The sequence below is a fragment of the Uliginosibacterium sp. H1 genome (genome assembly GCF_036017065.1).
In the GTDB taxonomy this organism is placed as follows: Bacteria; Pseudomonadota; Gammaproteobacteria; order Burkholderiales; family Rhodocyclaceae; genus Uliginosibacterium.
In genome coordinates this window covers 495,594-514,082 of the sequence record NZ_JAYXHR010000002.1, presented here as the reverse complement: position 1 = coordinate 514,082, position 18,489 = coordinate 495,594, and the positions used below count along the sequence as shown (strand labels likewise).

At 64.9% G+C, this 18,489-nt stretch carries 16 protein-coding genes; 4 read left to right on the top strand and 12 right to left on the bottom strand.

The window, feature by feature from the left end; translation table 11 throughout:
• Complete coding sequence (locus tag VVD47_RS11950) at window positions 1-621, top strand: response regulator transcription factor (protein WP_327603692.1); 621 nt, start codon at window positions 1-3, stop codon at window positions 619-621.
• Between the two features lie 191 nt (window positions 622-812).
• Here the strand turns inward: VVD47_RS11950 and VVD47_RS11945 are convergent, their stop codons facing one another.
• From VVD47_RS11945 to VVD47_RS11930, 4 genes are read right to left on the bottom strand one after another with little or no spacing between them, the layout of a single operon-like run.
• Entirely contained in the window at window positions 813-1,661 is an 849-nt protein-coding gene (locus VVD47_RS11945; RefSeq protein WP_327603691.1) for an alpha/beta hydrolase, read from the bottom strand.
• A gap of 7 nt (window positions 1,662-1,668) precedes the next feature.
• On the bottom strand, window positions 1,669-2,274 hold the full coding sequence (gene cysC, locus VVD47_RS11940; protein ID WP_327603690.1) for an adenylyl-sulfate kinase: 606 nt from the start codon (window positions 2,272-2,274) through the stop codon (window positions 1,669-1,671).
• A gap of 34 nt (window positions 2,275-2,308) precedes the next feature.
• Window positions 2,309-3,487 carry a tetratricopeptide repeat protein gene (locus VVD47_RS11935; protein ID WP_327603689.1) on the bottom strand — a complete coding sequence of 393 codons (1,179 nt, stop codon included), beginning with the start codon at window positions 3,485-3,487 and terminating at the stop codon, window positions 2,309-2,311.
• Window positions 3,484-5,592 (bottom strand): tetratricopeptide repeat protein, encoded by a 2,109-nt coding sequence (locus VVD47_RS11930; RefSeq protein ID WP_327603688.1) that lies wholly within the window; start codon window positions 5,590-5,592, stop codon window positions 3,484-3,486. Before VVD47_RS11930 ends, VVD47_RS11935 begins: the two co-directional genes overlap by 4 nt.
• A 276-nt stretch (window positions 5,593-5,868) precedes the next feature.
• Here VVD47_RS11930 and VVD47_RS11925 point away from each other — a divergent pair, with 276 nt between their 5' ends.
• Window positions 5,869-8,817, top strand: a complete 2,949-nt coding sequence (locus tag VVD47_RS11925; RefSeq protein ID WP_327603687.1) for an autotransporter outer membrane beta-barrel domain-containing protein — start codon at window positions 5,869-5,871, stop codon at window positions 8,815-8,817.
• A 296-nt stretch (window positions 8,818-9,113) separates the two neighbouring features.
• Here VVD47_RS11925 and VVD47_RS11920 read toward each other — a convergent pair whose 3' ends face one another.
• From VVD47_RS11920 to VVD47_RS11900, 5 genes are all read right to left on the bottom strand, one after another.
• A complete protein-coding gene (locus VVD47_RS11920; protein WP_327603686.1) occupies window positions 9,114-10,550 on the bottom strand; it encodes a catalase in 1,437 nt (478 codons plus the stop codon).
• A 55-nt stretch (window positions 10,551-10,605) separates the two neighbouring features.
• Window positions 10,606-11,199 (bottom strand): protoglobin domain-containing protein, encoded by a 594-nt coding sequence (locus tag VVD47_RS11915; RefSeq protein WP_327603685.1) that lies wholly within the window; start codon window positions 11,197-11,199, stop codon window positions 10,606-10,608.
• 255 nt (window positions 11,200-11,454) lie between these two features.
• Complete coding sequence (locus tag VVD47_RS11910) at window positions 11,455-12,066, bottom strand: hypothetical protein (protein ID WP_327603684.1); 612 nt, start codon at window positions 12,064-12,066, stop codon at window positions 11,455-11,457.
• A complete protein-coding gene (locus tag VVD47_RS11905) occupies window positions 12,044-12,550 on the bottom strand; it encodes a hypothetical protein (protein ID WP_327603683.1) in 507 nt (168 codons plus the stop codon). Before VVD47_RS11905 ends, VVD47_RS11910 begins: the two co-directional genes overlap by 23 nt.
• A gap of 22 nt (window positions 12,551-12,572) precedes the next feature.
• Window positions 12,573-13,463 carry an alpha/beta fold hydrolase gene (locus VVD47_RS11900; protein ID WP_327603682.1) on the bottom strand — a complete coding sequence of 297 codons (891 nt, stop codon included), beginning with the start codon at window positions 13,461-13,463 and terminating at the stop codon, window positions 12,573-12,575.
• Window positions 13,464-13,883: 420 nt separating this feature from the next.
• On the opposite strand from VVD47_RS11900, the gene VVD47_RS11895 reads away from it, so the two are divergent.
• Complete coding sequence (locus VVD47_RS11895) at window positions 13,884-14,846, top strand: alpha/beta fold hydrolase (RefSeq protein ID WP_327603681.1); 963 nt, start codon at window positions 13,884-13,886, stop codon at window positions 14,844-14,846.
• A 44-nt stretch (window positions 14,847-14,890) separates the two neighbouring features.
• The gene (locus tag VVD47_RS11890) at window positions 14,891-15,601 is read left to right on the top strand and encodes an isochorismatase family cysteine hydrolase (RefSeq protein ID WP_327603680.1); all 711 of its coding nucleotides are present in this window, start codon (window positions 14,891-14,893) and stop codon (window positions 15,599-15,601) included.
• Here VVD47_RS11890 and VVD47_RS11885 read toward each other — a convergent pair.
• From VVD47_RS11885 to VVD47_RS11875, 3 genes are all read right to left on the bottom strand, one after another.
• The gene (locus tag VVD47_RS11885; protein ID WP_327603679.1) at window positions 15,528-16,604 is read right to left on the bottom strand and encodes an SMP-30/gluconolactonase/LRE family protein; all 1,077 of its coding nucleotides are present in this window, start codon (window positions 16,602-16,604) and stop codon (window positions 15,528-15,530) included. The two genes, VVD47_RS11890 and VVD47_RS11885, sit on opposite strands and share 74 nt — an antisense overlap.
• A 54-nt stretch (window positions 16,605-16,658) precedes the next feature.
• Complete coding sequence (locus tag VVD47_RS11880; protein ID WP_327603678.1) at window positions 16,659-17,489, bottom strand: alpha/beta fold hydrolase; 831 nt, start codon at window positions 17,487-17,489, stop codon at window positions 16,659-16,661.
• A gap of 277 nt (window positions 17,490-17,766) precedes the next feature.
• Window positions 17,767-18,447 (bottom strand): response regulator transcription factor, encoded by a 681-nt coding sequence (locus VVD47_RS11875; RefSeq protein ID WP_327603677.1) that lies wholly within the window; start codon window positions 18,445-18,447, stop codon window positions 17,767-17,769.
• Between the last annotated feature and the right edge of the window lie 42 nt (window positions 18,448-18,489).

The following is an 18,489-nucleotide window of genomic DNA, read 5'->3' as shown; positions in this document are numbered from 1 at the left end:
ATGGTTCACATCATTGACGACGACCCCTCCCTCAGAGGGGCGCTGGCCGGCCTGCTGCGCTCGGTCAATCTCGACTCGCGAACCTACGAGTCGTGCACCGAATTTCTCGGCAGCGCGAAACCCGACGTCCAGAGTTGCCTGTTGCTCGACGTACGCCTGCCCGGCATGAGCGGCCTCGAATTCCAGTCCCAGCTCGCCTCCCACGCCATCCACATGCCGGTGGTCTTCATGACCGGCTATGGGGACATCTCCATGAGCGTCCAGGCCATGAAGGCCGGGGCGATAGACTTCCTGCCGAAACCGTTCCGTGACCAGGACCTGCTGGATGCGGTGAACTCCGCCCTGCAGCGGGATGCCGCAAGACGCCACGCGGAGTACGGTTTCTCGGCCATCGTGGAGCGCTTCCAGGCACTGACCGACAGGGAGCGCCAGGTCATGAAGCTGGTGACGGCGGGTCGCCTCAACAAGCAGGTCGCCTACGAGCTCGGCCTCAGCGAGATCACCATCAAGCTTCATCGTGCTTCCGTCATGAGGAAGATGGAGGCCAGTTCGCTGGCGGATCTGGTCAGGATCTCCGAGCGGCTGGCGGGCCTGGGTGCAAGCCATTCCGCGATGTCCTGAAGGCTTGCGCAGGGCGGTTGCGGCCTGCTCAGCGGCGTAGCCGCCGCGTCTGCGAAGTCAGCCTGAGCATCCCTTCGCGCTATCAGGAATGTACTTCTCCTTGATAGCTAAAAGCGGCCAGCACTTGAGGACAAGGAGCACGCGGGAGGATGAGCTGGACAATCCCGGACTCCGGCTGTAACGGAATGCTGTCATCGCGACGCCTCTTCCGGAGCGCAGCGGGGCCGCAAAGCCAACAATTGCGGCCAGAGCACATCCCATGCGCCTTCGTGCGACAAGCCCTCGATCACCCTGTCTTGCGCGCACGCGCCAACTTTGCTGGCGAAACCATGCACGATCATCGGCGGGATGATGGTGTCGTCCGAGCCGGCGAAATGGATCTGTGGAATGTTCGCCACGCTTGTCGCAACGTCGGCAGGATTGAGCGAATCCGGCATGAGGGCGACATGATGAAAACGATTGACGGCATCATGATCGAGATTGCCCGCCACCGTGCGCAACGACGCTACATCATGGCGCCGGGCCGCGAGCAGGACGGCAATTGCAGCACCTCCGGAGTAGCCGACGAGGTTCGCGCGCTGCCCGGGCATTCGAGCCATGTAGTGCGTGATGGCCTCATCCATCGCAGCGACGACTTCCGGGGCAAAACGCTTGCCGGTCCAGTACGTGACGTTGCAATACGGACTGTCACCAAGTGGGGTGTATTGGCACGGCCGCGCCAGGTAGATGACATTTGCACTGCGATCGGCAGCGGCCAGTCTTAACCCCATCGGCTTGCGCGGGGTCGGATCATCCGAGGGCTGATTTCGCGTTTGCCAGGCCAGACCATCACCTTCGATGTACACGGTGAGCGGAAGGCCGACATCAGAAAGACGCACATAAGTCGTAAGCAGAAATGCCCCGGCCGCTATCTGCTCACGACGCAAATCGGCTGCCTGGGCGATCGCATTCGCGTGCGTACGTGGATCCGTCGTACAAGCGGATATCAGTGCGCACATCGCGGCACAGAATGCCAATACAGACGTTTCCTGTAGCTTCATGAGCGCTTCACCGCCCGAGAGGCAGTGCCGCCTTCACATAGGCAAGCAGCTTCTCCAGGCTTTCATCGAATGGTTCAGCGCCACTGGCGACTACATACTCTGCATGTTCAGGCGCCTCGTATGGCGCGCTGATTCCGGTGAAGTCATCAATCTCGCCAAGGCGCGCCTTCCTGTACAGCCCTTTGGGATCTCGTGCCTCACAGGTTGCCAGATCCGCTGCGATATGGATTTCATGGAACGCCTGCTTGCAACGCGCTCTCGCCCGGGCGCGATCTGCGCTATACGGGGAGATGAACGCCGTGATGCAGATCAAGCCGGCGTCAGCGAACAAGGCCGCGACCTCGCCGACACGACGGACATTCTCGCTTCGGTCTTCTGCGCTGAAGCCGAGGTTGGCGTTCAGGCCGCTGCGGATATTGTCGCCATCGAGCACGTAGCAGGAGTAGCCCAGTCTGGTGAGCGCCTGCTCCAGAGCCATCGCCAGACTGGACTTGCCTGATGCGGACAGGCCGGTGAGCCAGAGCACGGCCCCGTCGTGACCGTAATGGGCACGACGGTCAGCGGCAGTCAAAGCATGCGCAGTGGCGGTCAGGTTGCGGAAATCAAGAGACACTCTTGCATGCCTTTAGCATCATCAGTCAGGCGATTTATGCCACACCGTCTCGCAATCCGCCTAGCGCAGCGGAAACGGATTGCAGTACAGGCCCCCACTCCCCGCGTCTTTGCTGCCGGAACAGGCGTACTGACGGATACCAGGGGGTGTCCTCACGCTGCAACAACCAGCGCCAGTCCGGCAGGAAGGGCAACAACACCCACGCGGGGCAGCCCAGGGCGCCCGCCAGATGCACGGGCGAGGAATCTACGGATACCACGACGTCGAGCAGTGTCATGATGGCTGCCGTGTCATCGAAATCCCGGATCTCCTCGCTCAGCGAAACCAGCGCCATTCCCTCTGGCGGGTTCGCACTTTGCGCTGCCGCCGGGCCTTTCTGCAGCGAAACGAAGCTGATTCCTTCCTGGGCCAGTGGCGCAAAGTCGGCCAGCGTCATGGAACGTCGTGCGTCATTGCCGTGCGCTGGCCGTCCCGCCCACACCAGGCCGACCAGGGGACGTCGCAAGGCGGCCAGGCGTGTACGCCATTCCTCGACGCGCGCAGGATCGGCACTCAGATAGCCCGCGCTCACTGGAAGGTCACTCAATTGCAGGCCCAGGGCCATGGGCAGGCTCATCAGCTCACAGTGGAAATCGAACGCCGGCGGAATCGTGCCTCGCGCGATGATTTCGTCATAGCCCGCACAGCGTCTGGCCAACGCAAGGCTCTCGGCATTGACCTCCAGAATCACACGGGCGCCGCTACGCTCGCGCGCCCGGGCCACCAGACGCAGGAACTGGAAGGTGTCGCCGAAACCCTGCTCATCGTGAATCAGCAAGGTCTTGCCGCTGATGAGCTGGCCTTCCCAGCGCGGCTTCTGCATGTGCCGCTCGATCATGAGCGTATGGTCAAGCCTGTAGCGGAAACGGTATTCACGCCAACCGCGAGTGAACTCGCCCTGCAAGAGCAGGATTTCCGAGAAGTCGAACCGGGCGCCCATGTCCCCTGGCGTGGTCTGTACGACCATTTCCAGTATCTGCCGGCTTTCCTCGAACCTGCCTTGCGGGCGAATGGCATAGACCAATTGCTTCCACAGCGGGATAGGGCCCGATCCGCCTGCCAATACCGGTCGCAGCAGTGCCTCGGCTTCCTCGAAACGCGCTTCCTTGAGCAAGGCAGCTGCTTGCTGAAAGATCGCGTCGTAGTCGAATGTGGCTCCCGCCTGCGCGCTCATCGCGCCTCTTCAGCAGGCTGAGCTACCCCCAACGCCGCCAGCAAGGGGCCAAGCTGCGAAGCATGGCGATGCCAGCGGCCCTTCGAGGTCGCATAAATCGGTTTCCGCACCTGGCTCACGCTGGCGGTACGCACCACGCGGCGCGTCTTGTAGAAGCTCAGGCAAGCGTCATCCCATGGCATGTCGACGAAAGCGATGAGGCGTCGCGCTTCGCCCTCCAGATCGTCCACCACGCTTTCGTAGTCGACTTCAAGGAAACGCTCTGGCGGCAGGACCTTGCGCAAGCTCTCCATGAAAACCTGATAGTCGCGATGGAAGGCGCCCAGTTCATCGAGGCGATAGGCAAAAAACTGTTCGCCCATGAAATGCTTGCTGTAGCAGGACAGGCAGGTATCCACCGGGTCGCGGCGACAATGGATGATGCGTGCGCCGGAGAGAATCAGCGGTATCAATCCGGCGTACAGGAAATTGCCCGGCATCTTGTCGACCAGGCGCAGGGCATCAGGCGCCAGGCCGTCTGTATGTGTCAGGTAGTCGCGCCCGATTCGCGCAAAGGCCTCGCTGTCCCAGTGTGCCAACGCATCGGGAAACGCGCCGGCTCGTTCAACGGCCTGGCGCAAGGCGCCCAGTTCTCCCGCGCCGTGAATACCGGGGTGTGATGCCAGGATCTGTTCCACCAGGGTCGTGCCGGAACGAGGCATGCCGACGATGAACACCGGCCGCTGGGAGGCCACGCCAGCATTCCTGAACTTTTCCATCAGTGCCGGGGTGAAAGCCGCAGCAATCTTGTGCATCCAGGCGCTGGTCTGCGCCGCGTCGTAGTTGAACGTGGCGCGCTTCATGGCGTTGCCCTTGTTCAGATGGAAGAAAGCGCGTTCCGAATTGCCGGTATCCAGATAGGCTTTACCAAGCGCGAAATGCAGACTCATCTGCTCACTGATCGTCGGCGTCAGCTCACGAACAAGCGCGGCTTCCATGGCAGCAATATCCGGATCATCACTGCGGTAGGTCTTGGTATCGGAGCTCGCGGCGAGGGCGCGCGCCGAACCGGGAAAACGCTCCAGCGCAAGTTCAAAAGCAGCTATTGCATCGTCATTACGTCCGGCTTCCATGAACAGCAACGCACGCCCGACCAGGGCTTCTTCGGCGATCGTCCCCGGCAACGCGGCAGCGCGCTCGAAAGAGACTCCGGCCTCGTCGTGCTGACCCAGTGCCTGCAAGACCTGCCCCAGCACATTGTGGCCATTGGCATTGTCAGGTGCGATGCTCAGGGCCTGGCGCGCGTACGCAAGCGCTTCCTGAAGCTGGTCACTTTTCAGCAGTAGTTGGGCACGTGCGGTCAGCGCACCAGCATGCTGTGGCGCAAATGCAATGAGGGCATCGATCCAGCGGCGGGCATCGGCATAACGCATGCGCGACATTTCGATCTGGGCCAGATTGAAGTACGCATCCGCCAGTTGCGGGTTGATATCGATGGCGCGCTGCGCAGCCGCGACGGCATCATCGAATTGACCACGATCGTTCAGCAGATATGCGAGGTTGCTGTACACCTCGGCATAGTCGGGGCGCAGAACTAGCGCACGCTGGTAGGCCGTCTGTGCCAGTTCCAGCTGCCCCATGCGCTTGTAAGTATTGGCAAGGTTGTTGTACGCCTCTGCGTTGTCCGGCTGTAGCGACACGACACGTTGCAGGCATTCCAGGCTCGCTTCGAACTTGCCGCTTTCCTGCAGGATGATGCCCAGGTTGTTCCAGGCTGCAACCAGTTGCGGCTCTCGTTCCACTGCTCGACGAGCGGCCTGTTCCGCTTCTGTCAGCAAGCCCTTCTGGCGACACATTTCTGCCAGGTTGCTGCAATACGTGGCAGGTACGACGGGGGACAGGCAAGCCTTGCGCAGATATTCAATGGCGAGGTCGAGCTTGCCATAGGCGTGTGCGATCAAGCCCAGCAGGTGCAGCGCATCAGGATGATGCGGAATGACCTGCAGCACTTGCAGGCAACGATACTCGGCCTGCTGCGCCTGGCCGGCATTCCAGTGCGCGTAAGCCTGATTGAGCGCCTCGTCGACCGTGAGGGGCGAGGCGACAGGATAGTTAGTCTTGCTCAAAGGTGCTCCACAGCGGTCAAGACACGCAAGCCGAAGAGTCTAGTGGGTGTGCGGGCAGAGCAGCCATCCGTGCAAAGCTCGAAAAAGGCGCCAAATCCCGGCATTACCACAGTCTCCATGCGCAGTCCTTGTTTTGCATCAAAAACGGTCTTCAGAATGCGGCGGCGAGGTCGATAGACGTGAAGACGCAGGTGCCCGCAACCAATCAAGAGCTCATAGAAACACATGCATACAAGAATCCAGCCAAGGCAAGCTCTCCCTTTCCAACGCTCCTTGATGAGCGTGGCTCTGACCTCAGCGCTGGCGATGATGGCATCTGCCGAAGTAAGGGCAGCATGCATAACCCTGAGCAGCAACGCCACGGTGACCGGCCCGACCTCAACTTGCCTGACCTGGGCCGGTGGAAATCTGAGTCTGACCAATAACGGGACCCTCAACGGCCCTTCGAGTCCGCAAGTGCAGGCAACCGGGTCGCTCGCAGGCACCTTGACCAACCGCGGGTTGATCAGTGGTGGAAGCATCGGCGTCCTGAATAGCGGCACCATTTCGACAGTGAACAATAACGGCGGCAGAATCACCGGCACAGGGGTGGCACTGTCCGGTGGTGCAGGGAGCTCCATCGGCACGCTGACAAATACGGGCAGGATCACGGGAGCGACATCGGGCATCAGTCTTGGCTCAGGAGCCCGCATCACCTCGCTGTTCAATAACGTCAGCGGCACCCTCACAGGCACCATCAGTGGCCAGACCGCTATCCTGAGCAGCGGAGGTACGATCGGCTCGCTGTCGAATACCGGCTTGATCAGCGGAACGACCCTGGGGATCAGCCTGCTCTCCGGGGCCAACCTCACCGCGCTGCTCAACAACACTGGCGGCACCATCAATGGTCAGACAGCGATCTCGGCCAGCAACAGCACAATCGGCACGCTGACGAATACCGGCCAGATCAATGGAACCACCTTGGGGATCAAGCTCGTCTCCGGGGCCAGCATTACCTCTCTGATCAACAGTGCCGGCGGCACCATCAGCGGCCCGACCGCGATCCTCAGCAACGCCGGTACGATCGGCTCACTGTCGAATACCGGCATGATCAGCGGAACTACGTCGGGGATCAGCCTCCTCTCCGGGGCCAACCTTACCTCGCTGCTCAACAACACAGGCGGCACCATCAATGGTCAGACCGCGATCTCGGCCAGCAACAGCACAATCGGCACGCTGACGAACACCGGCCATATCACCGGAGCCACCCTGGGGATCAAGCTTGTCTCCGGGGCCAGCATCACCTCGCTGATCAACAATGCCGGTGGCACCATTAGCGGCGCGACCGCGATCCTCAGCAGCGCGGGCACGATCGGCACGCTGACGAACACAGGGCTCATCAGCGGCAGCAGCTTTGCCCTCAAGGGGGTGTTTGGCACGATCGCCAACAATGGCGGCACCATTGCCGGCAACATCCAGGGCACATCCGGTTCGCCCCTGACCATCACTGGCGGTACGGGATCGACCTTCGGCACGCTGACTGGCTCAGGCAGCAGCATCGGCACCATCACCAGTACTTCATCGAATCTGGTCTTCAGTTCAGGCAACCTGATCCTGAACGACCATATCAATGTCGGCAGCAACACGGTGACCCATTCCGGCGGAACGCTGCAAGTCAATAACACGATCAACATCACCGGCAACTACACCCAGAACGCCGGCTCAACCCTGAACATCGGCGTAGCGAACGGGGCCGCGGCGACCGGTGTCGTCAGCGCCGACAGTGGCTATGGGCGACTCGTGATATCGGGCGTCGCGACATTCAATGCAGGCGCCTCTGTCGCGCTCAAGAAACTCGGCAGCTATGCCTTCGCACAAGGCCAGAGATTTGTCGTGGCGCAGGCAAGCAATGGCAATGCAGACTTCAACGCCGGTGCGCTGAATTATTCGGCGGATGGTTACAGTGGCGGCTTCATCGGCACGAGCGTCACTGACAGCGACGACAACACCAAGACTGATCTGGTCGTCACATTAGGCACGCCGATTCCTGCACCTACGCCCACCCCGACTCCAACGCCGACTCCCACACCGGCACCCATCGCAACGACACCGAATATTGCGGCAACCACGCCGGACGCCATCTCGTCCTTGTCCGGTCTGTTCCGCTATGGCGGTACCAATGCGACCATGCTCCACATGTTCAATGCCGCAGCGGCTCTTGGCTCCACAGCGGAAGCCAACCGCGCCGGGGCGCAACTGAGCCCCGCCGCAAGTACGGCTTCGACTGTTCAGTCAGCACAGGCACCCACGCAAGCGGTGGTCGACGTTGCATCGTCCCGTACCGATCTCTTGCGCACCGCGCAGGCCACCGGCAGCGGTGTGTCGACCGGCGAACAAGGCAGCAATACTGCCTTGTGGGGTCAGGTATTCGGAGGCCGCGCACGTCAGGACGACCGTAGCGACGTCAGTGGCTATCGTGCGGACTACAGTGGCCTGCTGATTGGCGTCGACACCGAACTCAACCGTCAGTGGACCATCGGCGGCCTGGTCAACTATGCGAATACTTCGGTCGACTCCACCGGCGACAATACCGGCAGCTCGGCGGACATCAAGGGGTACGGCCTGCTCGGCTACGGCGGCTATACGGCGGAACGCTGGTACCTGAACCTGTCAGGCGGCGTCGTGCAGCAAAAATACAATACGCTGCGCAGCGTCAGCTATACCGGCTTCAGCGACAACGCGACGGCCAGGTTCGAGGGCTCGCAATATATTGCATCGGCGCTGGCTGGCTTTCCGGTCAAGCTCGCCGCCATGACGACACTCACGCCGATCACGGGCCTGACCTATAGCCATCTACGCCAGGATGCCTATACGGAAACCGGCGGCACCACCGCCCTGCGTGTCGACGCCACGAGTGCCACTTCCCTGATGAGTGCCCTGGGCGCGAAGCTGGAACATACCGTGAAGACCTCATATGGCGAGATCACGCCACAGCTGCAGTTGATCTGGCGGCACGAGTTCCGCGATACCAGCGTGCAGTCGGTCGCCAATTTCGCGGCGGATACCAGCGGCGCAACCAGTTTCACGACGCGAGGTTCGACAGGTCAGACAGATACCGGAGTACTGGTATTGGGTGCCACGCTGGCGCGCAGCCAGAATCTGACGCTGGCTGCGAACTACACCTTGAACGCTGCCAATGGTTACACCTCCCACACAGCCGACTTCAGATTGCGATACGAGTTCTGACGTCGTCTGTTCGTACGAGAGAAAAGCCGCATCTGCGGCTTTTTCTTTGAGCGGAGTATCGAGACGTACCTGGCCCGGCGGTTCTGGCCGCGCAAGCCGCTTTCAACCACCAGGCAGACAGGCATTCTGATGTCGCGAAAGGCTGCTTTGGCCGAAGACCTGTCGGTTGGAGGGCGCACTGCGCAAGAGCCACACGCTCGGGACTTGAGAACTGGCGGTGGCTGACACGGCAAGAATGCAGAAGGGGCTGCGCATTGCGCAGCCCCTTCTCTTGTCGAGACAGACCGGTGAGTCCTTCACTCCAGCCGCATCAACGCCTGCTTCACCCCTTCGCCATAAGCCGGATCGGCCTTGCTGCAGTTGGCGACGTGCCGCGACTTCACCTCGGCGGACGCATCCCCCAGCGCGCGGGCAGTGTTGTCGAACAGGGCCTGGCGCTGGGCGTCGGACATGAGGCGGAAGAGCAGGCCGGGCTGGGTGAAGTAGTCCTCGTCGGCGCGGTGGTCCCAGTGGTCGGCGGCGCCCTCGATGGCCAGGGGCGGCTCGGCGAGTTCCGGGTGGTCCTGCCACTCGCCGCGGCTGTTGGGCACGATGGCGGGCAGCGCGCCGGCATTCGCGTCCACGCGCATGGCGCCGTCGCGGTGGTAGCTGTGGAAGGGGCAGCGTGGTGCATTGACCGGGATCTGGTTGAAGTTCACGCCCAGGCGGTAGCGCTGCGTGTCGCCGTAGCTGAACAGGCGGGCCTGCAGCATCTTGTCCGGCGAGAAGCCGATGCCCGGCACGATGTTGGCGGGCGAGAAGGCGGCCTGCTCCACTTCGGCGAAGTAGTTGTCGGGGTTGCGGTTCAGCTCCATGACGCCGACTTCGATCAGCGGGGCGTCCTTGTGCAGCCACACCTTGGTGAGATCGAAGGGGTTGTAGGGCAGCGCCTTCGCCTGCGCTTCGCTCAGCACCTGGATGTACAGCGTCCAGGCCGGGAATTCACCGCGCTCGATGGCACCGAACAGGTCACGCTGGGCGCTTTCGCGGTCGCTGGCGACGATGGTGGCGGCCTCGCTGTCGCTGAGGTTGCGGATGCCCTGGCGGCACTTCAGCGTGAACTTCACCCAGTGCCGTTCGCTGGCGGCGTTGATGAGGCTGAAGGTGTGGCTGCCGAAGCCGTGCATGAAGCGGTAGCCGTCCGGCAAGCCGCGGTCGCTCATCACGATGGTGACCTGGTGCAGGGCCTCCGGCAGCAGGGTCCAGAAGTCCCAGTTGTTCTGTGCGCTGCGCAGGTTGCTGCGCGGGTCGCGTTTGACGGCGTGGTTGAGGTCGGGGAAGCGCAACGGGTCGCGCATGAAGAACACCGGGGTGTTGTTGCCGACGAGATCCCAGTTGCCCTCCTCGGTGTAGAACTTCACGGCGAAGCCACGGATGTCGCGTTCGGCATCCGCCGCGCCGCGCTCGCCGGCGACGGTGGAGAAGCGCACGAACACGTCGGTCTGCTTGCCGATCTGCGAGAACAGTTTCGCGCTGCTGTAGCGGCTGATGTCCTGCGTAACGGTGAAGCGGCCGTAGGCGCCGGAGCCCTTGGCGTGCATGCGCCGCTCCGGAATCACCTCGCGGTCGAAGTGGGCCAGCTTCTCGATGAGCCAGATGTCCTGCAGCAAGGCGGGCCCGCGCGGCCCGGCGGTCATGATGTTCTGGTTGTCGACCACCGGTGCGCCGGTGGCGTGGGAAATCTTGCTTGCCATGAGGGATGACTCCGTTAGCGGAATGTGATTCAGGACTTCGACGGGGCGACGAGGCTCAGAACGTCGACGGGGCGACGTAGGGTTCGCTCCACAGCGTGACCTGCAGGGTGATGGACTTGAACCATGCCGTGTGCATGGCCTCCACCTGCTCGGGGCTGTGACCCTTCTTCGCGAGGAAGGGTTTGATGGTGGCGGTGATCGGCACGATGAAGGCGATCAGGTAGCGCAGGTGGATGGACGATGCCGCAGATGCCACGCCATCGGTCTTGCCCTTCTTCGCGCTGGTGTGGCGCAGGCCGATCTCGTACTGGTAGTCCAGCCAGTCGCGGTCGTAGCGGGCGGCGCAGGTGTCGACGATCCACTGACCGAAGCGGCGGCGCACGCCGGCCAGGTAGGCCGGGTCCGGCTGGCCGTCGGCACCGCTGAAATAGTGCACCAGGTGCGGGTGGGCGCCGACGAAGCCGTACCACACGTCGAGGATGGCCTCGACCTGGTCGGCCAGCACCTCGCCGGTCTGGCGCAGCGCGGCGAGATCCGCGTCGCCGAGCAGGACGGTCTGCTTGAGGACGGCGAAGTCCTCGTCACTCATCGGGGACCTGGCAACTTGCGTGCTGCCGTAGGTGTAACCGGGTATCGCGGGGCGGCTCATGGCGGCTCCTCTGCACGGTGAAGGAATGGCGTTGGGCGTTGTGGATCGACGCTCGGTCGACGCCTTGAGCATAGGAATGCGGCGCGCGGGCGGAATCTGCCGGAGGGTGCGAGCGGGTCTAGACCGGAAGGGCTATGCGCTGCGAGGTCGTTGCTAAAACTCTCGCTGCCACAACGCTCGTTGTTACAGCCCGCGTTGCCGCAACCCGGCGCTGCAGTTCGTCTCGTTCATCGCGCCAGCCGCTGCCGGCATCGCTTACCAGCGCAGCATCGGCAGGGGACGCCAGGGTGTGCGGCAGAACTGGCGCAGCGTCAGCACCGCAAGGCGACGATGGAAGCCGGCGTCCGGAAAGCGCTCGCGGATCGCGCTTACCTGTGCGCGCGACAGGCCGCTGCGGATCAGACCCAGCGACAGGTCGACGAGGTCCGCCCGGCGCCAGCGCTCGACGCTGGCGGCCCAGGGCGCGTCGTCGACAAAGGGGCGCAGCTTGTGGTGGTGGACAATCAGCGCGTGCACCTGCGCGCCCAGTTCCGCGGCCAGGCCATGCTGTTGCAGGTAGTGCTGTGCGCGCGCGGCGGACGGCGCCAGGTAGTCGAAGGTCTGGTCCGTCCAGATGCCGATGTCGTGGAAGGCGGCGGCGATGAGCACCGCTGCCGGTGGCGCCTCGCCGTCGGGCGACAGGGCCTGGTAGAAGGCCAGCACGCGGTGGATGTGGTTGCGGTAGCCCCGCATGTCCGGCCCGAGCGCTTCCGCATGCACGGCCAGGATGGTGTCGACCAGGCTGCCCTCGCCGCCGTGTCCGGTGGCGAGGTACGGAATGGGCGCTGTGGGCGCCGTGCGCGCTTCAGGCCAGGCTGGAGACGACACCCTGGTTCCCCTGTCGCAGACGGCGGAACTGCAGGATCGCGCCGACGAGGTAGACCAGGAACACCACGCCGATCACCCTGGCCAGCGTCGGGTCTTCCGGGCCGGTGAACAGCGGGCCGCTGCGCGGGAAACGGCTGAAGGTCTCGGTGATGCCGGGAATCATGTGGAAGAACACCGTGGTGGAGAAACCCAGCGTCTCCACGTAGGGCGACAGGCCGCCGAAAAGCTGGCGCCGGCCGGCGAGCGTCGCGGCGGCCAGCACGATCAGCGTCATGACCCCCAGCGCATGGGCGATGTTGAAGCCACCGCGCTGGAAGATGCCGAAGCCGGTGATGCAGGTGATGGCGGTGCACACGATGTACACGGTGGCGAGCGGTCGCCGCGTGGCGATCTCGCCGTAGCGCAGCAGCATGGTGAAGGCGCTGATGAGGGCGACGAGGCCGAAGGCCGTGTGCAGGGTGCCGATGGAGGTCAGGCCGAACATGGTGGTTCCTTTCGATGGCGCTTCAGGACAGTGGGGTGTGGCGAAGGAAGGTGGCGATGTGTGCGGCGGCGGCCTCCGGGTACTGGTGGTGCGGGCCGTGTCCCGACTGCGGGAAGCTCACCAGTTGCAGGGTCGGCAGCGCCTGGTTGAGGGCGTACCAGTTCTCCACCGGGAAGATGATGTCGTGGTCGCCCCCGACGTGAAGCACGGGGATGCGGGTGTGCTTCAGCGCTTCGAGGATGGCGTCGGCGGGGAACAGGGGGCTGCGTGGCGTGCTGCCGAGGTTCTCCGCCGCCCAGTCGGCCGGCACCGGCGGGCTGTGGTCGCCCTGGCGCGCGGCGATGCGGGCGACGGACAGTTCGGCGGCGGCGCGGCTGGCCGCCGAGCGTGGTTCAAAGAAGAGGATGGTCTCTTCCTTGAGGCCGTATTCGGGAATCACCGCCGTGTCATAGAAGAGCTGTTCGGCCGGCTTGACGTTGGGGCCGGGCGGCGTGGTGCCGATCAGCACGGCGTGGCTGATGCGTTGCGGATACCGCGCGAGGACGATCTGCGCCACCATGCCGCCCAGCGACCAGCCGCCGATGGCGACGTCGCGCAGGTCCAGCGCTTCCATGAGGTCGCGCGCGTCGATGGCCAGCTGCGCCGGGTCCAGCGTGCGCTCGCCGGTGGATTGCCCGAGGCCGGCATAGTCGAAGGTGATGACCTCGAAGCCTTCGTCGGCCAGCGCGTCGAGGAAGGCCGGGTCCCACACGTCCATCGTGCCGCGGAAGCGGGTGCACAGCAGGACAGGCTTGCCGTGGCCGATCCTGCGGTAGGCGAGGCGGCGGTTGCCGCTGTCTACGAAGCGGGTGGCGACGTTGCTGGCGGTGGCAGTGCCCACGGGGGTCTTCGTGGGCGCGGGGCTGTTCGGCATGGCCATCTCTCCGGTCGGGGGCTGCACGCCCCGGCCACCCACGCATTGCGCATCGTGGGCGCCATCGCGCGGCAACGCGGGGGTGCGCGGGTTGGGACGCCGCGGGGATACCGCGGTTAGTACGTGAGGCATCGCCACTGCGGGACGTACCGCTTGCAGTCAGCTTAGGAGCGCGGCCGGGCGCTGCCATCATCCGGAAGGGGTAGGCCCGCGGCGGGCCGTCCACCGGGCTGCTACCGGATGGACGCCGCTCGCATCGGATCACCACGGGCCATCGCTGCCGGCATGGGCGTGGCACTGGTCGTAAGAGCGAGGCGCAATGATCCGTTCGACAGGCGGCAGCCGCGCGGGCCTGGGGCAGCATGTACGAACGCGTGCCCTCACGCGTCCGTCCCTCTTCCATTCGTCATGGAGTCCCTCATGCCTGCCACCACCCTTCGCTCACCCCTGCCACGCAAACCGGCACGGCGGCTCCGCCACCTGCTGACCTCGGTGACCACCCTGCTCGTCAGCGCAGCCGTGACGGCGGCGGATGGCACGGGCACCCTCGACGCCGAGACCCGCATCGTCAACGTGGCGGGCAACGCCATCGCCTACCGCGAGATCGGGCCGCAGCGCGGCATGCCCCTGCTGCTGCTGAACCGCTTCCGCGGGACGATGGACCACTGGGACCCGGCGCTGATCGACAGGCTGGCCACGGAGCGCCGCGTCATCCTGTTCGACCAGCCCGGTTTCGCCCGTTCGCAAGGCACGCCGCCGGATTCGCTGAAGACCTTCGCGGCGAGCGCGGTGGCGGTGGCGAAGCAGCTGGGCATCGAGAAATTCGACCTGCTCGGCTTCTCGATGGGTGGAACGGTCGCCCTGCAGGTCCTGCTGGATCATCCGCAGGCGGTGCGTCGCGCGGTCATTGCCGGCTCCGCACCGGGCCATGTGCCGGGCGAGGTGCCGGCGAACACACCGGCCGGCGCCGAGGTATGGGGCGTGGCCACCAAGGCGGTGAACGTGGACGAGGATTTCCTGTTCCTGTTCTTCGAGCCGTCGGCCAGCAGCCAGCGCGCCGGCCGCGACTACCTCGCGCGGCTGACGAAGCGCAAGGACGCATTCGCCAGGCAGGTGGACGCCACGGCCTGGCAGGCGCAACTCAAGTCGGCCATGGGGGTGCACGACCCGGCCACCACGCTGCTGAAGCGGTTGAAGGAGATCCAGCAGCCGGTGCTGGTCGCCAATGGGCGCCACGACATCATGGCGCCCACCTACGCCTCGTTCGCCATGGCGCAGGAGTTGCCGAACGGCTGGCTGAAGGTCTATCCCGATTCCGGCCACGGCTTCCTCTTCCAGTACCCCCTCGAATTCGGCGACGACGTGCTGCGCTTCCTGCGCTAGGCACGCGCCGCGCGCATCACCGCAGCTCCACCGGGAGAAGAGCCATGGATACCGCCAGCCAGTACAGTTCCACCACGACCGCAGTGCTGCTCGTGGACCCGTACAACGACTTCCTGAGCGCGGGCGGCAAGCTCGCGGAGATGGCACGGCCCGTCGCGGAGTCGGTCAACACCGTGGCCCACATGCGCACGGTGGTGGCGAGGGCACGGCAGGCGGGCCTGCCCATCTTCTACGTGCCGCATCACCGCGCCCGCCCGGACGACCTGCAAGGCTGGCGTCACCCCACGCCCTATGCGCTGGGTGCCCACAAGCACCAGGTGTTTGCCGAAGGCAGCTGGGGCGGCGAGTGGCATCCCGACTTCCGGCCACAGCCGGGCGATGTCATCGTGAAGGAGCACTGGGGTGGCAGTGGCTTTGCCAACACCGACCTCGACCTGCTGCTGAAACAGCACGGCGTGTCACGGGTGATCATGGTCGGCCTGCTGGCCAACACCTGCATCGAGACCACCGCCAGGTTCGCTTCCGAACTGGGCTACCACGTCACCCTGGCGGGACGCGACGGCCGCCTTCAGCCCGCAGGCCATGACCGCCGCGCACGACATCAACGGCCCGACCTATGCGCATGCCATTCTCACCACGGCGGAGCTGGTCGCCAGCCTGAAAGGCTGAGCGAAGGCGGGTTCAGGGCAGCCGGAAGCGCGCCAGGTTCCAGCGGCCGACGCGCTCCTCCCACTCGTCACCCGCCGCGGCGGTGAGCGGCAGCGCGAGGTTGGTGACGAACATGTACTGGCCCGACACGGCAGTCGATGCCGGGAACAGCAAGCCGCCCGGGCTGCCGTCGGCGCCGATGCCGGTGAACTCGCCGGCGCGCACGCGGACCAGCCCGCTCTCGTCCAGGCCGAGCACGACGTCCGCCTGGTTCGCCGCGATCCACAGCAGGCCGTCGTGGAACATCAGCCCGTCCGCCCCCGGCAGGCTCTCCGCCAGCACGGTGAGCTGTCCGCTGGCGAGGTCCATGCGAAGCAGGCGGTTGTCACCCGCATTGCATACGTACAGCACGCCCGGCGCCTTGCCGAAGGCTAGGCCGTTGGCACCGAAGGGCAGATAACCCGCGGTGGCGAGCAGCGGATCGCGCGAGACGACCGATACCGTGCACGGTGCACAGCTGGTCGCACGCGCGATCCTGTAGATCGCCCCCTGGAAGGAGTCGGAGACGTACAGGTTCATCTCCGTATCGAACACCATGCCGTTGATGGCCGCAAAACCGCTGGCGGCGTAGACCACCTGGTCGGCGCTGCCGTCCGGATTGGCCACCGTGCGCGGCTTGACCGCCGGCGGTTCGAGCGCGCCGAACTGCGCCACGTCCTCGAGCTTGCTGCGCTCCGTGAAGTCGGCGTCCAGGCGCTGCAGCTTCGACGCGCCGAAGTTGAGGATGTACAGCTTGCCGTCGGCGAAGGCGAGGCCGGTCAGCGGCTGCGGGCCGAAGGCGTAGCGGGCCAGCAGCTTGCCCGCCGCCGAGTAGCGCAGCACCTGGTTGTTGCGTGCGCTCGCCGGCTCGCGCGCGTCGAAGGTGCCGACGTACAGGTCGCCGTTCGCCGGGTTGGTGGCCAGCCCCTCGGGATGGCGCACGTCGGCAGGCAGGGTCACGGCGGTGTGCACCGCGATCCGCTGCGGGCCCTTCGGTTCTGCCGCCCTGCCCGGCGAGGCGAGCGTGCTACAGCCCAGGGCGAGGACGAGCGAGGTGACAAGGTGTCGCATGGCGTTCTCCGGGTGTGCGGGCCGCGCCTCCGCCGGAGGCGCGGTGGCGGGGCGTCAGCCCCGGGCGAAGGCCAGCAGGTCGGCGTTGAGCTGCTCCTTGGCGGTGTCGCCGAGGCTGTGGCTGCCGCCCTTGTAGATCTTCAGTTCGGCGCCCTTCACCAGCTTGGCCGACAGCAGCGCGGAACCCTGGATCGGCACGATCTGGTCGTCGTCGCCGTGGATGATCAGCGTCGGCACGTCGAAGCGCTTCAGGTCCTCGGTGAAGTCCGTCTCGGAGAAGGCCTTGATGCAGTCGTAGGCGTTCTTGTGGCCGGACATCATGCCCTGCATGTACCAGAACTGGATGAGGCCCTGCGACACCTTGGCACCCGGGCGGTTGAAGTTGAAGAAGGGGCCGCTGGCGACGTCCAGGAAGAACTGCGCGCGGTCTGCGAGGTAGGCCTTGCGGAAGCCGTCGAACACTTCCATCGACAGGCCGCCGGGGTTGTTGGGCGACTTCAGCATGATGGGTGGCACGGCGCCCATCAGCACCGCCTTGGACACGCGCTTGCTGCCGTGGCGGCCGATGTAGCGGGCGACTTCACCGCCACCGGTGGAGTGGCCGACCATCATGGCGCCCTTGATGTCGAGCTGGGTGAACAGCGCGTTGAGGTCGTCGGCATAGGTGTCCATCTCGTTGCCGTTCCACGGCTGGCTGGAGCGGCCATGGCCACGGCGGTCATGCGCGATGCAGCGGAAGCCGTTGGAGGCGAGGTGGAACATCTGCGCCTCCCAGGCGTCGGCGCTCAGCGGCCAGCCGTGGCTGAAGGTGACGACGCGACCGTCCTTGGGGCCCCAGTCCTTGTAGTAGATCTGGGTACCGTCCTGCGTGGTGATGAAGCTCATGATTTTCCTTTCGGCGGTGGATGCGGCCGGAGTTGCCGCGGTGGAAGACGGGGAGGTGAGCGAGGAGACGAGCGTTACGGCGAGTGGAAGCGAAGCCGTCGCCACGATGCCGGCCGATCCTGCGAGCAGCGCCCGCCGTCCGTGGTCGACCTGCTTGTCCATTTGATCCATGTGCATTCCCTGACCTGCTGGTCGTCTGATGAAAATTCCGTATGCATGTGGTGCGGGCGGTCGGACGGACGTGCGACGCTGCCGGCCGCGCCGCGGTGGCCGCCGTTCAGGCCAGGGCGTCCTGCGTCACCAGGCCGCGACGCGCGGCGATGACGACCGCCTGGGTGCGGCTGGTGGCGTGCAGCTTTTCGAGGATGGCCTTGACGTGGGCTTTCACCGTGCCGAGCGCGACGCCCAGCCGGCGGGCGATGTCCTTGTTGGACTCGCCGTGGGCCAGCCGCCCCAGCACGTCCAGCTCGCGTGGCGTCAGCTTCTCGTGCGCCAGGCTCTCGGCGAGGCAGCGCGCCGAGCTGGGGCAGAACCAGCGCGCGCCATCGCGCAGTCGGTGCACCCCGGTGACGAATTCCTGGCGGGAGCAACCGACCAGGCCGTAGCCGTGCACGCCCTTGTCCAGCGCCGTGCGGATCGCGCGTTCGCCGTGCTGGCTGGTCAGCACCATGACCCTGGCGCCGCGCCCCTCGCCGTGCGTGCGCCGCTGGCGCTCCATCATCAGCAGGCCGGCGTCATAGTCGGTCACGACAATGTCGGCGATCGCGTCCTGCAGGGACTCTGGGGGTGTCGCGCCGAGTTGTACCAACAGGCCGGGCTGGCCCTGCAGCACGGAGGCGACGCCCGACGCCAGCAATGGCGAGGACAGCGACACCAGGACCGTGGTCGAAGCGCGGGTGGCGATGGTGGATGCAGTGGGTGAAACGGGTGCAACGGGTGCAATGGCAGTGGCGAACATGGCGTATCCCCTCGGGTCAGGACAGGCATTCCTCGCCGACCG

Bases quoted from the DNA above. Each gene is read 5' to 3' on its own strand.
- VVD47_RS11950 (WP_327603692.1), top strand. From the start codon at position 1: ATGGTTCACATCATTGACGACGACCCCTCCCTCAGAGGGGCGCTGGCC.
- VVD47_RS11945 (WP_327603691.1), bottom strand. From the start codon at position 1,661: ATGAAGCTACAGGAAACGTCTGTATTGGCATTCTGTGCCGCGATGTGC.
- VVD47_RS11935 (WP_327603689.1), bottom strand. From the start codon at position 3,487: ATGAGCGCGCAGGCGGGAGCCACATTCGACTACGACGCGATCTTTCAG.
- VVD47_RS11925 (WP_327603687.1), top strand. From the start codon at position 5,869: ATGAGCGTGGCTCTGACCTCAGCGCTGGCGATGATGGCATCTGCCGAA.
- VVD47_RS11920 (WP_327603686.1), bottom strand. From the start codon at position 10,550: ATGGCAAGCAAGATTTCCCACGCCACCGGCGCACCGGTGGTCGACAAC.
- VVD47_RS11915 (WP_327603685.1), bottom strand. From the start codon at position 11,199: ATGAGCCGCCCCGCGATACCCGGTTACACCTACGGCAGCACGCAAGTT.
- VVD47_RS11905 (WP_327603683.1), bottom strand. From the start codon at position 12,550: ATGTTCGGCCTGACCTCCATCGGCACCCTGCACACGGCCTTCGGCCTC.
- VVD47_RS11900 (WP_327603682.1), bottom strand. From the start codon at position 13,463: ATGCCGAACAGCCCCGCGCCCACGAAGACCCCCGTGGGCACTGCCACC.
- VVD47_RS11895 (WP_327603681.1), top strand. From the start codon at position 13,884: ATGCCTGCCACCACCCTTCGCTCACCCCTGCCACGCAAACCGGCACGG.
- VVD47_RS11890 (WP_327603680.1), top strand. From the start codon at position 14,891: ATGGATACCGCCAGCCAGTACAGTTCCACCACGACCGCAGTGCTGCTC.
- VVD47_RS11885 (WP_327603679.1), bottom strand. From the start codon at position 16,604: ATGCGACACCTTGTCACCTCGCTCGTCCTCGCCCTGGGCTGTAGCACG.
- VVD47_RS11880 (WP_327603678.1), bottom strand. From the start codon at position 17,489: ATGAGCTTCATCACCACGCAGGACGGTACCCAGATCTACTACAAGGAC.
- VVD47_RS11875 (WP_327603677.1), bottom strand. From the start codon at position 18,447: ATGTTCGCCACTGCCATTGCACCCGTTGCACCCGTTTCACCCACTGCA.